A 19706-nucleotide genomic window follows, 5' to 3' on the forward strand; every position below is an offset into this window, starting at 1 on the left:
GGGTCATTTGAATCGAATAGGCAATGCAGGAGGGATAGCATTGACGCTATCCCTCATTTTGGTGTGTTCATTTGATGAGAATGAACGAAAGAAAGAATCGCGCGCCAGGGGAGATACCGCTGGCATGCGTCTGCTTGAGAAGGCTCCCAGATCGCCACGGCAAGCGAGCAGCTGAAGCGACGCTCGTTCAAGTCACAAGGTTGATGGATCAAAGCTCCATACAGATTGACAGCAGAGGACCGGGCACTTTTCGCTCGATTTTTCTTACAAGTAAAAAAACTTATGATTTTGTCCCGCTGGTACGACGATAAGCGTCATAAGAGGCTGATTCCCAATCCGAACTTATCGGTTGGGCGATCAGGTTAAGCGTCAAATCTGATAAATAAACGGAAAAATTCCGCTTAATTAGAAAATTAATGAAAAAATTCCCTAAATAGACGGAGAAATTCCGCTTATCGAATCGAAAAACGTGAAAATAGCGGGTTTTGCAGTGCATAACCGGAAAAATTACCCTTATTTACCTGCAAAACAAGCTCTATGGTGCAAATAACCGGAAAATCTCCGCTTATTTTCCCCCGCGATACTGAATTAAGGATCGAAATGATTTATTAGAAAACTTGGCTTCGCCAAGCCCCTGGCGAAGGCGAAGCCTTAGTTGCGACGGCCATGGACGGCCTAGTGTCCGGTGAGCCGCAGGACGCGGCGTTTTTTCGGACCGCTTACACTCGTTTCCTTTAAATGTTTTCTTATACTTTCCTACCAGTGTGAACTAGAAATGTCTGTTCAAGACAAGGTTGATGATTCAAAATGGTATTTGGAGCAAATGAACTTTCGTATGTAAGGAAATTTCGCTAAGCACGCGTATGTCCTGTACGCAACGCGAAAGTAAGGATCGCCCGCTCTGTGCCCGGTTTTTCTTATTGACACAGGTGGGAATAGTGCTATAATACAATAAATCACACCTAAATACTTGGTTATATGTTTGTTTATCCAGAGAGGGTAAAGGATCTGGCCTGATGATCCCTCAGCAGCGGACCTTGCAAAGAGGTACTGTGCTAAATCCAGCGGTAATCCCGGCAGATAAACAGAACCTGTAAAGAGGTTTTCTGAACACGGGAAATCTCTTTTTTATTTGCCTCAATAAATGGATAAATAGTCATCTGAGCTAGTCCGAGAAAAATTAAGGGTGATTAAAAAACGAAAAAGGGTGAATGAACATGGCAGAACACTATTTTGAAGTAGAGCCAGGTATTGAGTTGCACTATCGTGATGAAGGGAGTGGACGGCCGCTCATTTTTATTCCGGGTTGGACATTCAGTATTGATGTATTTGAAAAACAGATTGCTTACTTCTCCACGCGTTATCGAGTGATTGCGGTAGATCCGCGAAATCATGGAAAATCAACGATCAGCGTAAACAGAAATACGTACGATGTGCAGGGAGCGGATCTTGGAAAACTGATCGATCACCTTGATTTAAAAAATGTCGTGTTGGCCGGTTGGTCGTTTGGTGGTCTAACCTTATGGTCTTATGTGGAACAATTTGGAACTCAAAACATTTCGGCTGCTGTCACCATTGATGTATCCCCGCGGACCCTTAGCTCGGATTCTGATGAGTGGGTAGCTGGGACACTTGAAGACCTCATAGCCGTCCACAATCATTCTCTGGATTCTGCCGAACATTATCGTCAGTTTATTGATTCATTTGCTGAAAATCTCCTATTCGACCACGCGATTACTGCTGAAGAAAAGAGTCGATTTACAGCGCCAAGCTTGCGCATTCCGCATCAAATTGCCGATGCGCTCTATGTCGACGGCTGGCTTACAGACAAAAAAGCAGCGGCAAAAACGATTGATGAAACAGTGCCCTCGTTAACATTTACTTCATCCGCGCGCGCAGATGCCGCTACGCCTTATATACAAAAAGAATTTCCAAATAGTGACGTGCATTCGTTTGGCAATCATCTGTTATTTTGGGAATACGCGGATCGGTTTAATGAAATTCTCGATCAATTCCTTAACAAACACCAACTTTCAGATACTGTTTTACAAAAATCATAAAAGAGATAACAGGAAGAATAGTATAAAGCACATCAAGTTCCGAAAAACAGGTAAATGGAGAACCTATAAAATATTTTGTCTTCTTGAGTGCCTACAACTATAAAAACGTCCACAAGATTAAAGTGGACGTTTTTCTTTGACTATTTTCGCTGACCAGTAGGGTACTCTATATGTATCTCGTTAAGAACGATGAAAGGGTAAAAAAGGGAACATAAGATGCATATAAATGTTTGTTTAAGGGAAAGGAGCGGATTTGTCGATGAAATTTGTGGACACAGAGCGTAAAAAAGAAATTGATGCAAAGCTAGAATTGGTAAAACAACAGACAGCAGCATTATGGGCGGCTGTTTGCTCCGATCACGTCATCCGGTATTTTGAACAGGAACGTCCTCAAGATGAGCGGCCTCGGCAAGCGATTGCAGCGGCTCGTCTGTGGGCAAGGGGCAGAATCAGCGTCGATGAAGCGCGAAAAGCCGCTTTTGCGGCAGATGCCGCGGCGCGCGAAGCAACAGGAGCTGCAGCCATCGCCGCTGCTCGAGCGGCAGGCCAAGCTGCTGCGACTGCGTACATGTTTGGTCACGCGATCCATGCGTCTACCTATGCTGCAAAAAGCGTATTTTATGTTGCGGACAGTGAACAGGAAGCGGTCGAGAAAGAGCGTGCTTGGCAATATGACCGCCTGCACGAGCTTGCGATTTTGATTAACAAGGGAATTTAGCATCTGATCTTAAACCACAGCTGCAAACGAGAAAAAATGATTAGGACCTGGAGTCAAATAAAGCTTGTAGCAACCGTTACAGCAATATCAACGAGCAAATAGATCCAAAATGCGGGCCAACTATATCCGGGATGAGTTTGAAGGTAGTGAATGCGGTCGCTGCGATCCGGAGTTTCTGTTTTCAATTTTTTAATCGCTGTCAAGGCGTTTACGAAGCAAAAATAGTTGCTAAATAAAGCGAACAAAACGCCAATGAGAAGGCTAAAAAACAGATTAGCAAGATCAGGTATACTGCTGAAGAGTAAGCCGAAAAGTGTAGAGAGTATTAAATATCCGTAGGACAAGTAATACATTTTTCGGTGTGCGGACCAAAAAGTGAAAGCAAAGAACGCCGACCAATTCCACGAGAAAAAATGGCGTTTTTCACTCATTTTCGTCCACCGTTTCTCATAGGTTTCGTCATTCTTGCCAAGATAGAGCAACAATTCTTGACGTGTTTCTTCACTTAAATCCAGATAATGGGTGCCCCATTCAGCCATTAATAAAACACCCCCTTAATAGATGGAAGATTGGATAGTCTGCGTGCGTTTCTAATCAGCACTTATCGGTTGGGCGATCTGATTAAGCGCCCAATCTGATAAATAGACGGAAAAATTACCCTTATTTAGAAAATGAACGAAAAAATAGCTTAAATAGACGGAGAAATTCCGCTTATCGAATCGAAAAACGTGAAAATGGCGGGCTTTTCTGTGTATAACCGGAAAAATTACCCTTATGTACCTGTAAAACAAGCGCGATGATGCATATAACCGGAAAATCTCCGCTTATTTTACTCGTTACATAATCAGGGAGCAGAAGTGAGATGGAGTAACTTTCGCTAAATGCGCATGTGTCCTGAACGCAAAGCCACCGGCACCCTGCGCACTTTTGTAATCAGCACTTAAATGTGTAATCCCGTTCGACCTTGCTGATTCGCGTGACGAACGATTCGTACCAGTCACGTTTGCCTTTTTCCTGAGCCATTTGGTGCTCTGCGTTCTTTTTCCACTGCTTGGTGGCGTCGAGTGAGGACCAGTACGAAACGGTTATGCCGATGCCCTGTTCCTCCCGCGCACTTTCGACACCAAGGAATCCAGGCTGTTCTCTAGCAAGCGCAACCATTCGATCGGCGACAATGCCGTATTCTTTTTCCTCAACCTCAGTTCGTTTTGAGGTGAAAATAACTGCGTAATAAGGTGGGGTAGGTGTTTTTGCGAAAGACATCTGCACTCGCCTCTTTCTAAAGTATCTATTGGCTCTTTTAGATCATTTATTAAAAAATCAGACGGCTGAGCCTTTTCTCCCAATTAAAAGCACTGCATTCCCCAAAGCTTTCTTACTTTGAAGGACACGAGGCAATTTTATCAAATCACTGAGTTTAACCGCCTTGAATTCAGAAACCCCGAGTTTCTTCACTTCGGTTAAAAAGTCACTATAGTTTCCGTATGTCTTATTGTCCATAAATAAATCCATAAAAACGAAAACACCGTCTGAATCTAAGACTCTGATAGCCTCTTTTAGAAGCAGAATTTTATTTTTTTCATCCTTAACTTCATGAAACGTCAAGCAACTAATAACTGATTGAAATGCATTATCTAAAAACGGAAGCTTCGACGCACTCGCCTTAATGAATACAATTCGATCCGAAACGCCTTCAATTTCAGCATTACGCGCACATAACTTTTGCGAATATTCCCAGTTGCTGCCCCAATAATCAATTCCTACAAATTGCCCCTTTGGAAATGCTTTCGCTCCTTTGATGGTAAGGGAGCCGCTTCCTGTACCGATATCGAGTAATTTCCCCTCTCCATCCCATTTTAATTTTTGTAAAATCAAATCATGGATGATCGATTGAAAATTATTCCCAAACGTTGCAAATTGATAGTACGTGTAGGAAACGATAAAGGAAATATAGCAAAACGGAAGTGCGAACAGCCCCGACAAAATACGTATATACAGGTTTATGGGACAAAAAGCGGCAGCAATAAGACAAACACTGATGGCTAAAAATGTAATTAACTTATGTTTTCTGATCCATGTTTTGTAGACGGGTTTTGACCCCATATAGTTTCCTCTTTCTATTTAATACTTTACAAGCCCCTGACTTCTTAATGTCTCCAACATTCTCTTCTTTGCTTCCGATTGTTTGCCGGAAACGGCTTTGGCAATTTGATTGGTAAAAGTATCCACACGGCGGTTGGCATCGCGCAGATCGTAATACTGATTCACGTCATGGTCATAGTTCTCTAATTCTTCCAGCGGATGTTGAGGTGACTGGTACTCGTTTTCAAAATAGACGGCTTCCTTAGGCAGACGCGGCTTAAGCTGTGGCGATTGATCCGGGTAGCCAATTGCGATTCCGAAGGCCGGAAAGGTGAACTTTGGCAATTTTAAAAGATCAATCACGGCCTGAGGATCATTCAGAATACTGCCGAGGTATACGGTGCCAAGTCCCAGACTTTCGGCTGCTGCGACTATATTTTGTGCCGCAATGACCGTGTCGCTGAATGCTCTGAAAAAGAAATCCGTAGAGCTCAGGACGTCGGTCGGCTGTTCTTTTGCTTCGGCAATCTTCGCATTGCGGTGCATGTCGATGACAAGTACAAAAAGACGGTCTGCTTCTGCTATGTAATGCTGGTTGCCAATCTCAGCCAATGCTTTTTTCTTTTCCGGGTCGGTCACACCGATAATGGAGTATTGCTGAAAAAAGTTGCTTGTCGCTGCATGCTGGGCAGCACTGATGAGCAGATTGACTTGTTCCTGCGGGATATGCTGTTTCGTGAAGCTTCGAATGCTGCGGTGGTTCAAAAGGGTCTTAAGTGTTTCGTTCATGGGACGTATCTGCTCCTCTAAAGGTGGATTTTTCAAGTGTTCATCTATGTACCGATTATAGCACGGTGCGACTTTGATTTATAAGAACGGGTTCGATTCGAAGCTCTTGAATAAAACTTAAAAAGATGGTATGTTGTATAACAACATAGTTGTGAAACGACGTAGTTTCATATTTTTTTGTTCTTCTATGTTGCAATACAATATAGTCATTCGTGATGAAGAGGTGAATGCATTGTCTTCTAGCCAAATTCTTAAAGGAATTTTAGAGGGGTGTTTGCTGTCCGTTATTTCTAAAGGTGAAATTTATGGCTATGAAATGATTGAAAAGCTGAGTACTTATGGGTTCACGATGGTTAGTGAGGGGAGCATTTATCCTTTGTTAATCCGAATGAGAAAAGAAGGGCTTGTCACGACGCGCTCAAAGAAGCTGCCTTCAGGTGGGCCAAAGCGAAAATATTATTCTCTGACTGAACAGGGCAAGGAAGAATTGGATTCCTTCAAACAAAAGTGGAGGGTAATTTCAGATAGTGTAAATCAACTTATGGAGGATGATTGAACATGGCTGCTCTTTTAAAGGAAAGGCGTGAATTTCTGCAAAATTTGCGCATCTACTTACTATCTAGTGGAAAAAAAGAAGAGGAAACCGAGGAAATTGTCGGAGAGCTGGAAGATCATTTGTACGAAGCCGAAAAACACGGAAAAAGCGTCCAAGATATTATTGGTCAGTCACCCAAGGCATATATGGAGCAATTAGCCGGCGAAATGCCATTTGACTACAAAAACTTGCTGATTTATGTACCACTCATTTTGATCGGGCTCATTTGCTACAATATATTAAATAAAGCGGTAGAGGGCGTGTTTTCCTATTCATTGCTGGAGGCAGTTGGAGATATCGTGATTACGCTAATAGGACTAGGTCTCATTATTGTTCTTTTTAAATATGTTGCAAGCAGCAAGCTCTCGAAGATAAGCGAGGGACTGCTTTTTTATGGAGGCAGCCTAACGCCTATCATTCTTCTTGTCGCATTAACCTATTTAGATCGTGCGGTTGATTCGCCTATGATTCATTTAGGGTTAGTATGGCGAATTCTCGCTGTAGCACTTGCATGCCTCTTTTTAATTGGCATCGCGATATGGGCAAAAACATGGGTGTCAATTATTATTCCGTTCTTATCACTTTCTCCGGAACTCGTTTTAAATCAAACAGGCATGCAGGAAACATCAAAAACTGTCCTGAGTACTGTGATTACTTTTCTGGGATTAGGTATCTACATCTTTATCGTGTTTAAGAGGGAGCGAAAAAAAGAAACAAAGATTCTCTGAGCTTGATAAGGGTAACCGATCCGGCATTTTTCATATAACGCTGTTTCAGATTTGTACTTCTCTCACCTTTTCAAGGTATTTTGCCATAGAAACAGCACCCGGTTTTTCAGGTGTTGCTTCTTAGAAATCATTGTTTCTATCAGTATTTGAGGATTCTCTCTAGATCATTAAGAGAGTCTCTTTTTTTGCAAGTAAATCAATTTCCGCGTACTTTTCTATAAATGTCACATGCAGCGTATGATCGACAGTGTTGACCATTGCCTTGGGCAGGAGCGTGATGCTGTTCTGAATCGTTTTGATGCTATTTAAAATAGAGCCAAGGTTATCAAAGGCAACGAGATTATAATCTCTATCTTCCATAATTTTAATAAGTTCTTTTCGATAAGGACAACTTGTATCGCTGCTAACAACAAGATTAACTTCACTCAATGAATGCCAGTCACAATTGCTGAGGATAAAAAGTTCTTCGCGTACATGGAGTAACGATTTGTATTTGTTTTTATTAAATTCACGATTGGTCCAGATACAATCCAATTTGTCTTGCTCCAACTGCTGAAATAATTCAGAAGTTGCATGTGTAGAATTAAATACATCACTATAACCTGAATCCTTCAAGCGCTTTGTAAACAAAGGAATAACGGAATAGACCAGAGTTGGTGTCGCTCCAATTCGTATCATTTTATATTTTGATAAATCTTCAATCATATTGTGGTAGTCTGTAAGGATTTTTTGGGAATGAACATAGAGTTGATCTGCTGCTGGAAGTGCTTTTATCCCTTTATTTGTCCGCTCAAATAGTTTGAGCCCCAATTGACGTTCAATACTTTTAATTCGATGAGAAATATTTGGTTGAACATAGCCAAGATTAACGGCTGCTTTTGAAAAAGAACCGCTTTGATAGACTTCTTTGAAAATGACTAAATCATTAAATTCCATGTTTTTTACCTCTTGTCATTATTTATATTGATAGCAAACATGATTATTAACCATTATACAGAGGAATTTTATTCATGTAACCTTATCTTGTAGATAATAGAATGAGGTGAGAAGATCGTGTTTCAAGATAAAGTCGTATTAGTTACCGGAGGCGGAACCGGAATTGGGCGAGCAACCTGCATCAAACTTTCTTCTTCCGGTGCAAAAGTGGTTGTGAACTATTCAAAGTCATTTAAGGAAGCGCGAGAAACGTACGATCAATTAACAAATGAAGGGCTCTTGTATCAGGCGGATATTAGCGATGAGATACAAGTCAAAGAAATGATTCTTGCGTGTATTGAAAAATTTGGGAAACTCGATTATCTCGTAAACAATGCTGGAATTACGCATCAATTAGCAATGGATAATCTTGAGGGAGCAACTGACGAGGTTTGGGATAAACTTTGGGATGTGAATGTTAAAGGAACGTTTCATTGCATTAAAGAGGCAGTTCCTTATTTAAAGAAGAGCAAAGATGCCGCAATTGTTAATGTCGGAAGCGTGGCAGGGACTACTGGATTAGGTTCCTCAGTCCCCTATGCAGTGACAAAATCAGCAGTTCATGGATTAACCAAGTCATTGGCATTTTCACTAGCCCCGAAAGTCAGAATCAATAGTATTGTACCCGGTGCTGTGAAAACAAGGTGGTGGAAAGGTAATGAGGAAAAGATGGAAGAATTGGCAGGACGTATTCTTTTAAAAAGAATAGCTATTCCTGAGGATATTGCTGAATCCATTTGCTACGCTCTTGTACAAAAGTCGCTCACAGGACAAATAATTACTGTAGACAATGGACAGACAATGTGACGACCGCCTCTCAGAAGGTCAATGATACAAAATAAAGCAGCACCGTTCGTTAGGGTGCTGCTTTTAACTTTTATTACCGGGTGAGCTTTCCATTTTATTTCAATTTGTAGAGAGCAGCGGAACATAAAAGACTTATGAATAAGAATGCGTCAATCACTTAAAAAGGACGTATATACGGATATGGTTAGGCAACAATGGGCTTACTACAAGTAGTAGTTCAATAGATTTTGTGATTCATTACTCCTTTTTTGGAGAAGAAAAATTTTGCTCAAACCATGGTAAAATAACAGAAAGATATCTAATATTTGAATTCGTTCAAAAGTATTGATAGGCTGTAGCATCAAATAAATTGGTTATAAGCTGCGAAAGGCAGCCAAAAAACCATACTGACAAAAGGAGTTCCCTATGGTAACTATCAAAAAAATAGCCGAAATGGTTGGCGTTAGTCCGACAACGGTTTCGAATGTGATTCATGGACGGAAGAATAAGGTATCAGAAGAAAATTACAAGAAGGTAAAAGAGGCACTGAATCAAGCAAATTACGTTTCCAATATGAGTGGCAGAATTCTATCTCAAAATGGTTCGAAAATCATTGGCGTGATTTTAAATTATTCGCGACGTTCTGAAGTTAACGTTGTGTCTGATCCTTTTTACAACCAAATTATTGGGTATTTAGAGGAGCAGATACGGATGAATGGCTACTATATGATGCTGTACACATCTGGGAGTGTTCAAGAAAGCCTCAATCTAGCCTCAGCGTGGAAAATTGAAGGCCTTGTTATCCTGGGGGCTTTACCTGCTGATGCGGAAAAATTTAGTCAGGTCGCGCAGATGCCGATTGCTTTTATTGATACGTATGTTGACGAGCCTGTAATGAAAAAAGGATTTATCAACGTCGGTTTGCAAGATTATGAAGGTTGTTATGATGTGACTAACTATTTAATTCATTTAGGGCATAAGAACATTGGGTTTTGTGCTGATGGAAATCAGTTAATTGGTGTTGATGAGCAGAGACTTAGTGGTTTTAATCAGGCAATGGCGGATGCCGGTATTAAATTCGATCAAGAAAAAGATTTCTTTGGACTTCCTTATAAAGTTCATGAACGTCATGACTATTTAACTCAATTAATAAAAACACGATTTAAATCCTATACAGCACTCGTTTTTACTTCTGATTACTTAGCCGTTGACGCGTTGAATTTGCTGCAAGATAATCATTTTCGGATTCCAGAGGACATGTCGATTACCGGATTTGATCATAATATTTTTTCGGAGCAATCCCGGCCAAAGCTAACAACGGTTGAACAGAACGTGAAAGAAAAGGCTCAGTTGACCATTTACTATTTAATGCAGGAAATCCATCAACCAAAAGCGCAGATTGCAAACATCAAACTCAAGACGAAGCTGATCATTCAGGAAAGTACAAGGAGCTTGGAGAATGAATAGATGCTCGCAGAAAAATGGGTATGGATCCATCTGTGATTGCTAGAGAATTAAACAGGCCGATAAAACGTATAAAGAGACCGATAAACTCCGGAAACGGACCGATAAAACGCGCAAACGGACCGATAAATTCTTCAAACGGACCGATAAACTCCGGAAACAGGCCGATAAGATCAGGAAATCCGAACCTCCGCAGTTCAGGTGTTCATTCATAAATACCACGTTCACCTGGTAAAATCCCCGTTGGCTTAAAAACTATGCCGCAAATACATCGAAAGTTAAGTATAATGAGACTATAAGCGAACTGTGAGCGGAGGTGCGCGTGATTGGATGAAGTGACAAAGCGTTTAACAGAATTTTCAAAGAAAACCATTGAGTTAGGCGAGCTTGAGAAACTGCTCACGCCGTTTTTTCAGACCTATGAAACATTCGCGGACAGGATTCTTCAGTTCGAAAAAGAGAACGTATTGATCATGGTGCGATCCACCGGTCGGACGACACGCACACCGTCGCTCGCACTCAAATACCGAATCAATAAAAGTGCGCTGAGCGGGAATTACCACAAAGAGCTTCAACGCTATCGGGCTAAGCTGCACACGGCAATCAATCTTGACGGGTATTATCGCGCGGATCCTTCATTGTGGGAAAAACATCTCCCGTATCTCCTCAAAATTGATCGTTATCTCAAAACACATGGTTTTCCGACTGACCTCGTTCCTGCGCCGGAGCGAAGCTATGAATTGGTTGAGGATGAGAAGTGGATTGATGAGAAGGGCGGGAAGGAACTATTAGAAAAAATTGGTTTGTATGCTCGCCTTACTATTATCCCCGTCTCAGATCCTTTAATGTTCGCAATCAATCCGCTTAAACTAAATGAAAAAGAACAGTATCATCTGATTGTTGAAAATAAAACAACCTATCAAGGCCTTCTGCCGGTATTAAAAGAGACAGATTGTGCGACACTGATTTATGGGTGCGGCAAGGCAGTTGTTAAGAGTATTGAGCAGTTTCCCATGCAATATCCGATCAGCGCCAAGCATCATTTCTTGTACTTTGGTGATTTGGACAGGGAAGGACTGTCAATCTGGTACTCTCTTAATCAGAAACAAGCAGCGCGACCGGCATTACCGTTTTATCAAGCCTGCTTAAAAAAGGCCCCTGCCGTTGGCAAAGCGTATCAGCGATCTCGAAGCGTTGCAGAGGATCAATTCCTTGCATGTTTCTCAGAACAACAGGCAGAACGAATACGCACGATGCTTCATGATGGAAAGTACTATCCGCAAGAAATTCTGAAGACGAGAGAATTACAACATATATGGAGGGGAACGGATTGGAAGAGCTTGATCTGCGCGAAATCGTAAACGGCTATAAGGAACGGATGCGGCGGCTCGCTCTGTTCGATCCACTATATGAGCTGGAGCGCAAGCGCGAACAGGACCACGAAAAGAATGACGTTGATATGAAGGGACTGGGTTTGCTTTCGCTACTTTTCTTTTTTGAGCAGAAATTGATGCGCCAGTACAAGGCCGGGGCGAAACAATTGGCCGCTTTTTTGGAAAAGGTGATTGCGGCTCAGTATCAGTTGGATGAGAACGATTATGAACGTATCGCCCGATCAATTATTCAAACCTTCCGTCCCACAACCGGGAAAAAACGGCGTTATATCTTTTTTAATTGGGAAACAAATCAAGAGGACAGCATTGACTATTCGATCTTGAAGGCAAACTCATTCGACTTGAAAACGAACACGCAATATTACACTTTGGACGAGGATGGACTCGAACTCGTTTTCGCCACCAAGGAGTTTTACAGTGAATTTCAACTGTCGATTAATCAGCTGATGCTTCGGAAACAGCTGGACAAGGGAGAGTTCAAAGGCGCGCTGCGGCAGATTAATGAAATGCGGATCGATGTCGAGAGTCTTGAGGAGCGCATGGGGCGGCTGAAGCATGAAATTCAGCGCAGTATTGTGTCGGAAGAGACCTTTGAGCGCTACAAGCAGCTGCTGGAAGATATCTATGGACGGCTCAAACGTGAGGACGAAGAATTCAAAGAGCTGCGCCAATTTGTTAAGGAAACACGTGATCGGCTGTATGCAAAGGATGTGCATAAGCGGGAGATCCGTACCTATGATTTGGTTTTGACGATCGCGCGCGAACTGGAGTCGGTACACTATGATCATTCGCGGCTTTTGGAGCAAACCCTAGATTTGAAAAATACGACGCTGCTTACCGCTCAGGAATCCCTGTACTACACCGGTATTCAAGCATTCAATTTTGATCAGGATCTTACCGCGAAAATCCTGGCTACGCCATTGCCTGCCGAAGCAATGATCGGAGTCCTGCAACCGTTTCTTAACGTAGAAGAGAATGAAACATGGTCGCCGCTCACGGTCCTTGCCGACCAAAAAATCAATGAAGAACGTGAGGAACGCGATGATCAGGGATTTGTTGAAGCGGACGAGCATGAAGAGGATCAATCCTACCGGCACGCGCTGGCTGAAAAATACAAACAGCTCATGGGTCTTTTTCTGAGTGCCTATGAACAAGGGCAGGGGCAAAATTTGTCCCGGTTCATGAATTTTCTTGAAGCACATGAACATGCGGAATTATTGGAACGACGCTATTTTTACCAATTCTGGCTGATTCTTCATCAACGCTCGCCAATCAGATACGGCGAATCAGAGGATGAGGAAAGTAATGCCATCCTTGACGAAGCGCTCGCACTACTCGAAAACCGAACGCTGCATGTGCGTGAGGGTAAAGGACTGATTCGAAAATCCAAGCGATTTTCCATCCAAGAATTGCAAATCCATTTGGAGGGCGAAGAAAATGAACTATTCTGAACATAAAGTTGTCAAGGCATTTCGCCTTTATACCGTGCTCGCCCGCGATGGCGTGGCGGGAGATGACGCGGTGCAAAGTTATCGGGCGGATGACGAGCTGCGAAGTCTTCTTGATACGTTCAGCCATGAGGTGGATTGTGTGATCATCAGTACAAGCGAGCAGCTGTTTCTTGTGCCGGAGACGAAGCTCTCGCCATTCCATGTCAGCAACGAATGGATCAAGCGCAACTATTTGCGCAGCGGGGCGACGAACGGAGATCTTTATCTGCTCTATTTCGCGACACTGATCCTGTTCGGCAGTTTCTACGACACGTACCAAAGCCAGGAGCCGACGCGTCTTTTTTTGCGCATGGATGAATGGATCCGTTTTATTCAGGAACGGATTGATCAGCTCAAAACGCATGACGAGGATGAACTCAAGCAGCTGGAAAATGAATTTTTCTATAACTGGCGATTGATTATTCAGAAATGGGACGACATGGATGATATTAAGGAACAGGCAAAAAAGCAGAGCGGCAATACAATCAGCCGAATGAGTTTTATTGATACGGTGAAACGATTCTTGGTTGATCAAGACTTGGTGCAGGACATCGGTAATGAGGAGATTCGGCTGACGGAAAAGGCGAAGACGATTATCCAACGCTATTTTATGGAAGTCGAATACAATAAGGGGATTTTTGAATTCATTTACGGCTTTGAAGGAGGTGCAGAGCATGCCGACGATCAGTAAAATTCGCTTGACGAACGTGATCTATGAAGAAGGAAACAAACGCTATAATGATGAGTTGTTCCTTTTTGACGGGCACAACGGCGCGATTCTGATTGAGAACGGCGGCGGGAAAACGGTATTCATTCAAACTGCGCTGCAGGCGATTCTGCCGCACACCGATCTGGCCGACCGCAAGATCAAAAATACGCTGATGCTGGAAAATGCCCCGGCGCACATCGCGATTGAATGGATCACGAATGAGCGGCCGAGACGCTACGTGGTCACGGCGGTCTCGCTTTACACCGTGAAAAATGGCTTGGATTCGCTGCGCTATGTCTATGAATACAACGAAAACGATCCAAACGGAATCGAGGGCATTCCTTTTGTCCGAGAGACGCGTGAGGGTAAGCGGGCAGCCGAACGCGGCGAAATGCAAGACTACTACGCCGGCATGCGCGAGAAGACGCTGAGCGCGCAAACCTTCAAAACGATTAAAGAATATAAGACATTTCTCGAGGAACAGTACACCATTATTTCGAGCGAATGGGAAAGCATTGTCAAAATCAACAGCTCGGAAGGCGGCGTCGAAGCCTTTTTTGATGAATGTAAGAATACCAATCAACTGTTCGACCGCTTGCTGATTCCGACCGTGGAAGATTCGATTGTCGGTCACGACAGCCACCTCTTCGCCGATTTGTTTGAACAACAGCTGGCGAGTTTGAAGAATTACAAAAAACTGAAAGAAACGATTGAGGAAAATAAACAGATCAGCGGCGAACTGGAAAAATACAGCGAAACCTATGAGACGCTGCATGAGTACCAAATGGACTATGAGAAAGCGAAGCAGCGGGCGAAGGGCGTATGGAACGAGATTATTTTGGAGCATCGCAAGCAGATCGCAGCGCAGGAAGCAAACAGCGCAAGTCTGCAAGAATGGAAGGCGGACAGCTCTGCTCACGCGCTGAAGTCGGATTCGTATACCATTTTTGTTGAACAATCGGTACTGAGCGCGCGTGAAAGTAAGTATAAGAAGGCGCTCGCGGCACAAACAGGAATTCAGGAAGCGTTGCAGCAAAACAGGCATGAACTTCATGCGTTGAAATGGGCGAAAGCTAAGCAGGAACGCACGGAACAGGAAGACGCGCTACGTTTGTTTGAGCAGCAGCTGGCACAATTTGATCAGAAGGACGACGCCGGCAATCTTCGTGATCAGCTGGAGACGGCGCGGCGGGAACTGCTCGGCTGCTACGAGCGAGATCTGGCAGAACTTGCGAAGATCGAGCAGGAACTAGGCGGGCAGCTGCAGCCGATTCTTAAGCAGATTGAGGCGGACGAGCAGACAAAGAAGAATGCGTCCGGCAAGGAAAAGGGGCTGCTTGCCCGTCTGTCGGAAACCAAGGGTGCTGTGAAGACGCGCCTTGAGCAACTAGAAAAATTGAAACGGGAACTGCTTTCGAATCCGGAACAAGAAACGGTTAAAGAACAGCTGGTTAAGTGGCAGGAACGTGATCAGCTTCTTGATGAAACAATTATCAAATTCAATCAGCAGGAGAAGGAAGCGCTGATTTATAAAAAAGAGGCTGAAGAGCGGAAAGCAGCTGTACAAACGGATCGTATTGAAACCAATCGGGCAATGGATCGGCTGCGCGCCGAGCTTGCCGCGATGGAGAAAGCGCAGCGCGCAGTGATTGAGCAGCTGTCCGCGCTGCGCCGTCAATGGTCCGCGCTTGAAACCGTCTATCTTGAGCCGGATTCCATTGAACAGCGGATGCTTGAGAAGATGAATCAAATCACGGCGGATCGCGAAGCGCTTTTCCACAAAGAGCGGATCGCGCGACGGTTTGTCGACGACCATGCCGACCAGAGCGTCTTTTTCGGCGACACATTTATGGAAAAACAGCTGTTCTCGTGGAAAAATCAAGTTGATTATCTTGTCAGCGGCGTAGACTATCTCCAGTCGATGAGTGAGGAGGAACGCAAAAACCGCCTGCGTTACCCGCTCTGGCCATTGACGCTGGTGACCACCAATACAGATAAGCCGAGAGTGGTTGATAAACTGAACCACGTTGCCGATCGGCTTCAGTATCCGATCACGGTGCTCACAACCGAAGAAGCGCTTGAGGTGCATGAACGGAGTGCAGTCCGTTCATGGGTGGCGCCGAGTCATTGGCAAGGAAACACGGACGCGGTGACCTTCGCTGAATGGAAGAAGCAAATTGGCATTGAGGCGGAAAAGGTGACCGCAGACCGCGTGGCAAAGGAGCAGGAGCTCGCTGAATGGAAGGATGCGCTCCGGGCGTTCCGCCAATTTTTAATGGACTATCCTTATGAATCAACTGATGAAAAGAAAACAAAGCTCGGCGAACTGACCAATAAGAATGAGCAGCTTGCCCTGGAGCTTCGACGTGAAGAACAAATGCTCAATGATTTGGATGCCCAGATCAGCAACGGCCGCGAAAAAACCGACCAATATCGTGAGGAGCGGCATGGACTGGCTCGCTATATTGAAAAGGGTCATGAGTACCTTCGTGTTGAGAAAATGGTTGCAGAGGGACGCAGCCTTGAGCAGCAACTAAAAGAAAAATTGCAGCTTGTGGAGCAAGAACTCGATGCGGTGAACCAAAAGCTGAACCGATTGAATGCTGAGCGCGGGACCCTTGAACGCAGGGCGGCAGATATCAAGCTGCAACTGCAGTTGCTGCGCCAGGATGATGACTACCAATCGTTGAGCGAGCTGACACCTGCTGCAACCAATGAAAGCAAGAAAGTAATTAAGGATAAGATTGACATTTTACGGTTGAAGCTGCGCGAAATTGATACGGCCCGAGGCGAATGGATCGCCAAACGTGACGAAGCTGTTCGAAATATAAAGCGGCTCACGGACGAAATGGAACTGCTGCGCCGCAGCGAGGGAACGATTGATGAATCGCGCGCGTTTCCTGTTGACGGCAAGCAGCAGATTCAGTCGCTGCAGGATCGTATTTTCGCCCAGATCAAGGAAGAGAAAACATGCGGCGATGACGTTCGGCAGGCGGAAACTGAAAAAAATAAGCAAGAAGGAAAGCTGGACACGCTCGTCATCCAGTTTGAAAAAAGTTATCCAAATGAAGAACGGATTGCTTTTGATACCTATGACGGAAATGTCGAAGAGGATCTGGCCGCAGAGATAAAACACTTGAATGAACGAAAAACTTATATTGATCAGGAAGCCGTCCGAATTGAACAGGATCGCAAAGCGATTGAGTCTGCAAAGTATAATCTTGAGATGTTTGAGGAAGCGCATCATTTTAAAGCGCCGGATGTTTCGCCGATTTCTTTGACGAATGAGGAGATTCTTGACTTTACGTACAATCGCAAGAAAGTTGTTGCTGCGACAAAGCACAGCCTGAAGGAAAATCAAGGCCGCGTTGCGGAAGGCGCGAGCGAGGTCTCAAGCGCGCAGCGCGCATTCCGCGCGTTTTGTCGGGCGAATATTTCCGATGTGAAGCTGCGGCAGATGGCAATCAGCGGCATTGAAACGAAACAGAGCTACGAAGCCATCATTGAATTCAAGAAAAATATGGCAACGCGCATTGAGAGCATTTCCCATTATGCGCATGAACATATCCGCCAAAGTGATAAGGATCTCCAACTTTTCATCGACCAGATTCACACGCATCTGCGTACGCTGGCCGAAGAATTGCGACAGATTCCAAAGAAAACCAAGGTGAAGGTACAGGACGACTGGAAACCGATCTACGCCTTTAAAATTCCTGATTGGAACGAAGAGGAAGGCAAAACGCGAATCCGAAATTACATCGAATGGATTTTGACTCAGCTCGAAGACGAGCGCTTCTTGGACGAAGAGCGTCGGCAGGACAGCGGAAAGGTTCGGAAGGAACTGGACATGTGGCTCCAATCCAAACAGCTGCTGCGTATCGTCATGGACAATGAGGTGCTGAAGGTCAGCTGCCGCAAAGTGGCCAATGACAATACAGTAACAACGCGCGCGTACTCATGGGAACAAAGCAATATCTGGTCAGGAGGAGAGAAGTGGAGTAAGAATATGACGCTTTTCTTAGGCATTCTCAATTATGTCGCCGAGAAAAAGAAACATATCCAATCAAGTGCCAAGCTGCACCGTGCCGTTATTCTCGACAACCCGTTTGGACAGGCATCCAGCGATCACGTGCTGAGTCCGGTATTCTTTGTCGCGCAACAACTCGGCTTTCAGATTATTGCATTGACAGCCCTTGCCGAAGGAAAATTCCTGCAAGACTACTTTCCAGTGATTTACAGCTGCCGCTTAAGGGGCTCGTCCGGATCGGGCAAACAAGTCATGACCAAGGAAAAATGGATCCGCAAAGCCTTCTTCGAAGACCATGATCCCCAGGTTCTCGAACGGCTTGGCGAAACCGAACAGCTTGGATTATTTGATTGAACAAGTGAAAATGATAAGAAGAGCCTGATTCAGGGCTCTTTTTTGCTGGTTAGGAATTGATCATATATCAACTTGTGGATAACTAAATCTTTGGTTAACTCGTTTTAAAACTTCTGGAGAAACAGAACCTGGCTATATGAAGCAGCGGGATCCTCAACAACCACTTTGGTTGATTTAGGTAAACGGTATCTCGAGCAGGTGAATTGATCTCTGGTCGCCTTTATGAAGGGTTCGAATGCAGTACCTATGCTCGATTGAAGACACAACCGATGCCGAGTGTTCGGTAACGTCATCCGTGGCACTGTTTTCTCTAAAATACTTGAAGTATTTTTTTTCGATATAAGGTATACTTATAGCAAACACGACCATTTGTTCTCTTCTTGATTTGCTTCACACATTCCTCTTGATCGAAACATACCCCGCAAGGAGGCTTCCTATGTCTATAGACCACGATCGACGCTTTAAAGTCCTGCTTCACGAGTTTTTTGATGAATTTCTCGAAGCCTTCTTCCCAAAGATATACCAGGCACTTGATCTTTCCGACAAGAAATTTCTTTCCGAGGAACTGTTTGCGGATATGGTCGAAGGCGACAAAAAACGGGCAGATGTTATCGCGGAAACAAAGCTGAAATCCAATAAAGATGTCATCCTGATTGTCCATCTTGAAGCACAGAATTATTACCAAGATAATTTTTCCGAACGGATGTACATCTACTACAGCATGATCTATCTGAAATTTCGAAAACCTGTTTTACCCATCGCTATTTTCAGTTATGATGGAGTTAGAGATGAACCGGACGAATTTGTGGTAAAAGTACCGCATCTAATGGTTGTTAACGAGTTCCATTTTCTGAAACTTGAACTTTCCAGAATGAGCTGGCGAAAATTTATGTACAGCAATAATCCTGCCGCCGCCGCGCTAATGAGCAGGATGAACTACTCAAAAAGGGAACGTGTGCAAGTACGACTTGCTTTTATCAGGCAAATGATTACAATGCATCTTGGAGAAGCACGTGAAAGCATGATCAATGGATTTTTCGAAACCTATCTTCAATTAAACAAGGAAGAGGTGGATCAATTGATGGACCAAGCAAAAAAACTCCCGGAAGAAATTCGTGAAGAAGTGCTCAAGTGGCCCAATTCTTTTTATGATCGCGGAAAAAAAGAGGGAATTGAACAAGGCATAGAACAAGGCATAGAACAAGGAATTGAACAAGGCATTGAACAAGGAGAACGAAAAGCAAAAGAACAATTCGTCCGAAAACTGTTGCAAAAAGGAATGAGTCATGCTGAAATCAGCGAGCTAACCGGATTGAGTGAAGTAGCGATTAAATCGATGGAAATCACCGGTGAATGAGCCGAATTATAGAGTTCACCCAATGAATGACCGCCTGCCATATTTGCTAGTACAGGGGAAGATGGAACCTCGTGTTCCAAGAATTGTTTTGGAGCACGAGGTTCCATTTTTTTGCTGTCTAAGAAAGCTGATTGGATGCTAAGCGATTAAAACCACGGTAATTCTTGTCGATACAATT

General features: G+C 44.0%; 17 protein-coding genes and 1 riboswitch. Of the genes, 12 read left to right on the forward strand and 5 right to left on the reverse strand.

Going from position 1 to position 19706, the window contains the following annotated elements; translation table 11 throughout:
• The first annotated feature begins 74 nt into the window (after nt 1-74).
• From BM003_RS17395 to BM003_RS11540, 3 genes are all read left to right on the forward strand, one after another.
• Nucleotides 75-311: a hypothetical protein gene (locus tag BM003_RS17395; protein WP_143128460.1), complete on the forward strand. Its 237-nt coding sequence runs from the start codon at nt 75-77 to the stop codon at nt 309-311.
• A 672-nt stretch (nt 312-983) separates the two neighbouring features.
• Nucleotides 984-1087, forward strand: a riboswitch (SAM riboswitch).
• A 130-nt stretch (nt 1088-1217) separates the two neighbouring features.
• Nucleotides 1218-2060: an alpha/beta fold hydrolase gene (locus BM003_RS11535; RefSeq protein ID WP_177184765.1), complete on the forward strand. Its 843-nt coding sequence runs from the start codon at nt 1218-1220 to the stop codon at nt 2058-2060.
• Nucleotides 2061-2319: 259 nt separating this feature from the next.
• Nucleotides 2320-2778, forward strand: coding sequence for a putative immunity protein (locus BM003_RS11540; RefSeq protein ID WP_093673224.1), 459 nt, complete (start codon nt 2320-2322; stop codon nt 2776-2778).
• 53 nt (nt 2779-2831) lie between these two features.
• On the opposite strand, the gene BM003_RS11545 is transcribed toward BM003_RS11540, so the two are convergent.
• The 4 genes from BM003_RS11545 to BM003_RS11560 form a co-directional block, all read right to left on the reverse strand.
• Complete coding sequence (locus BM003_RS11545; RefSeq protein WP_093673225.1) at nt 2832-3317, reverse strand: DUF2628 domain-containing protein; 486 nt, start codon at nt 3315-3317, stop codon at nt 2832-2834.
• A gap of 394 nt (nt 3318-3711) precedes the next feature.
• The gene (locus BM003_RS11550; RefSeq protein WP_093673227.1) at nt 3712-4041 is read right to left on the reverse strand and encodes an antibiotic biosynthesis monooxygenase family protein; all 330 of its coding nucleotides are present in this window, start codon (nt 4039-4041) and stop codon (nt 3712-3714) included.
• A gap of 57 nt (nt 4042-4098) precedes the next feature.
• Nucleotides 4099-4881 (reverse strand): class I SAM-dependent methyltransferase, encoded by a 783-nt coding sequence (locus BM003_RS11555; RefSeq protein WP_093673229.1) that lies wholly within the window; start codon nt 4879-4881, stop codon nt 4099-4101.
• Between the two features lie 18 nt (nt 4882-4899).
• Nucleotides 4900-5649, reverse strand: a complete 750-nt coding sequence (locus BM003_RS11560) for an NADPH-dependent oxidoreductase (protein ID WP_093673231.1) — start codon at nt 5647-5649, stop codon at nt 4900-4902.
• 232 nt (nt 5650-5881) lie between these two features.
• On the opposite strand from BM003_RS11560, the gene BM003_RS11565 reads away from it, so the two are divergent.
• Nucleotides 5882-6205 (forward strand): PadR family transcriptional regulator, encoded by a 324-nt coding sequence (locus BM003_RS11565; protein ID WP_093673233.1) that lies wholly within the window; start codon nt 5882-5884, stop codon nt 6203-6205.
• 2 nt (nt 6206-6207) lie between these two features.
• A complete protein-coding gene (locus tag BM003_RS11570; protein ID WP_093673235.1) occupies nt 6208-6972 on the forward strand; it encodes an HAAS domain-containing protein in 765 nt (254 codons plus the stop codon).
• A 159-nt stretch (nt 6973-7131) separates the two neighbouring features.
• Here the strand turns inward: BM003_RS11570 and BM003_RS11575 are convergent, their stop codons facing one another.
• Nucleotides 7132-7908, reverse strand: coding sequence for a LysR family transcriptional regulator (locus BM003_RS11575; protein ID WP_093673237.1), 777 nt, complete (start codon nt 7906-7908; stop codon nt 7132-7134).
• Between the two features lie 114 nt (nt 7909-8022).
• On the opposite strand from BM003_RS11575, the gene BM003_RS11580 reads away from it, so the two are divergent.
• The 7 genes from BM003_RS11580 to BM003_RS11610 all read left to right on the forward strand — a co-directional run bounded on the left by BM003_RS11580 (nt 8023) and on the right by BM003_RS11610 (nt 19528).
• Nucleotides 8023-8754, forward strand: a complete 732-nt coding sequence (locus tag BM003_RS11580) for an SDR family NAD(P)-dependent oxidoreductase (RefSeq protein ID WP_177184767.1) — start codon at nt 8023-8025, stop codon at nt 8752-8754.
• Nucleotides 8755-9159: 405 nt separating this feature from the next.
• Nucleotides 9160-10200, forward strand: a complete 1041-nt coding sequence (locus BM003_RS11585; RefSeq protein WP_093673241.1) for a LacI family DNA-binding transcriptional regulator — start codon at nt 9160-9162, stop codon at nt 10198-10200.
• 332 nt (nt 10201-10532) lie between these two features.
• Complete coding sequence (locus BM003_RS11590; protein WP_342742017.1) at nt 10533-11558, forward strand: Wadjet anti-phage system protein JetD domain-containing protein; 1026 nt, start codon at nt 10533-10535, stop codon at nt 11556-11558.
• Entirely contained in the window at nt 11528-13042 is a 1515-nt protein-coding gene (locus tag BM003_RS11595) for a replicative DNA helicase (RefSeq protein WP_093673245.1), read from the forward strand. Before BM003_RS11590 ends, BM003_RS11595 begins: the two co-directional genes overlap by 31 nt.
• Nucleotides 13029-13772: a DUF6063 family protein gene (locus BM003_RS11600; RefSeq protein WP_093673247.1), complete on the forward strand. Its 744-nt coding sequence runs from the start codon at nt 13029-13031 to the stop codon at nt 13770-13772. The genes BM003_RS11595 and BM003_RS11600 overlap by 14 nt, the downstream gene beginning before the upstream one ends.
• A complete protein-coding gene (locus BM003_RS11605; RefSeq protein WP_093673249.1) occupies nt 13756-18171 on the forward strand; it encodes a coiled-coil domain-containing protein in 4416 nt (1471 codons plus the stop codon). The genes BM003_RS11600 and BM003_RS11605 overlap by 17 nt, the downstream gene beginning before the upstream one ends.
• Before the next feature lie 436 nt (nt 18172-18607).
• Nucleotides 18608-19528 (forward strand): RpnC/YadD family protein, encoded by a 921-nt coding sequence (locus tag BM003_RS11610; RefSeq protein ID WP_093673251.1) that lies wholly within the window; start codon nt 18608-18610, stop codon nt 19526-19528.
• The last annotated feature ends 178 nt before the right edge of the window (nt 19529-19706 follow it).

The sequence above is a fragment of the Sporolactobacillus nakayamae genome (assembly GCF_900113325.1).
GTDB classification, from domain to species: domain Bacteria; phylum Bacillota; class Bacilli; order Bacillales; family Sporolactobacillaceae; genus Sporolactobacillus; species Sporolactobacillus nakayamae.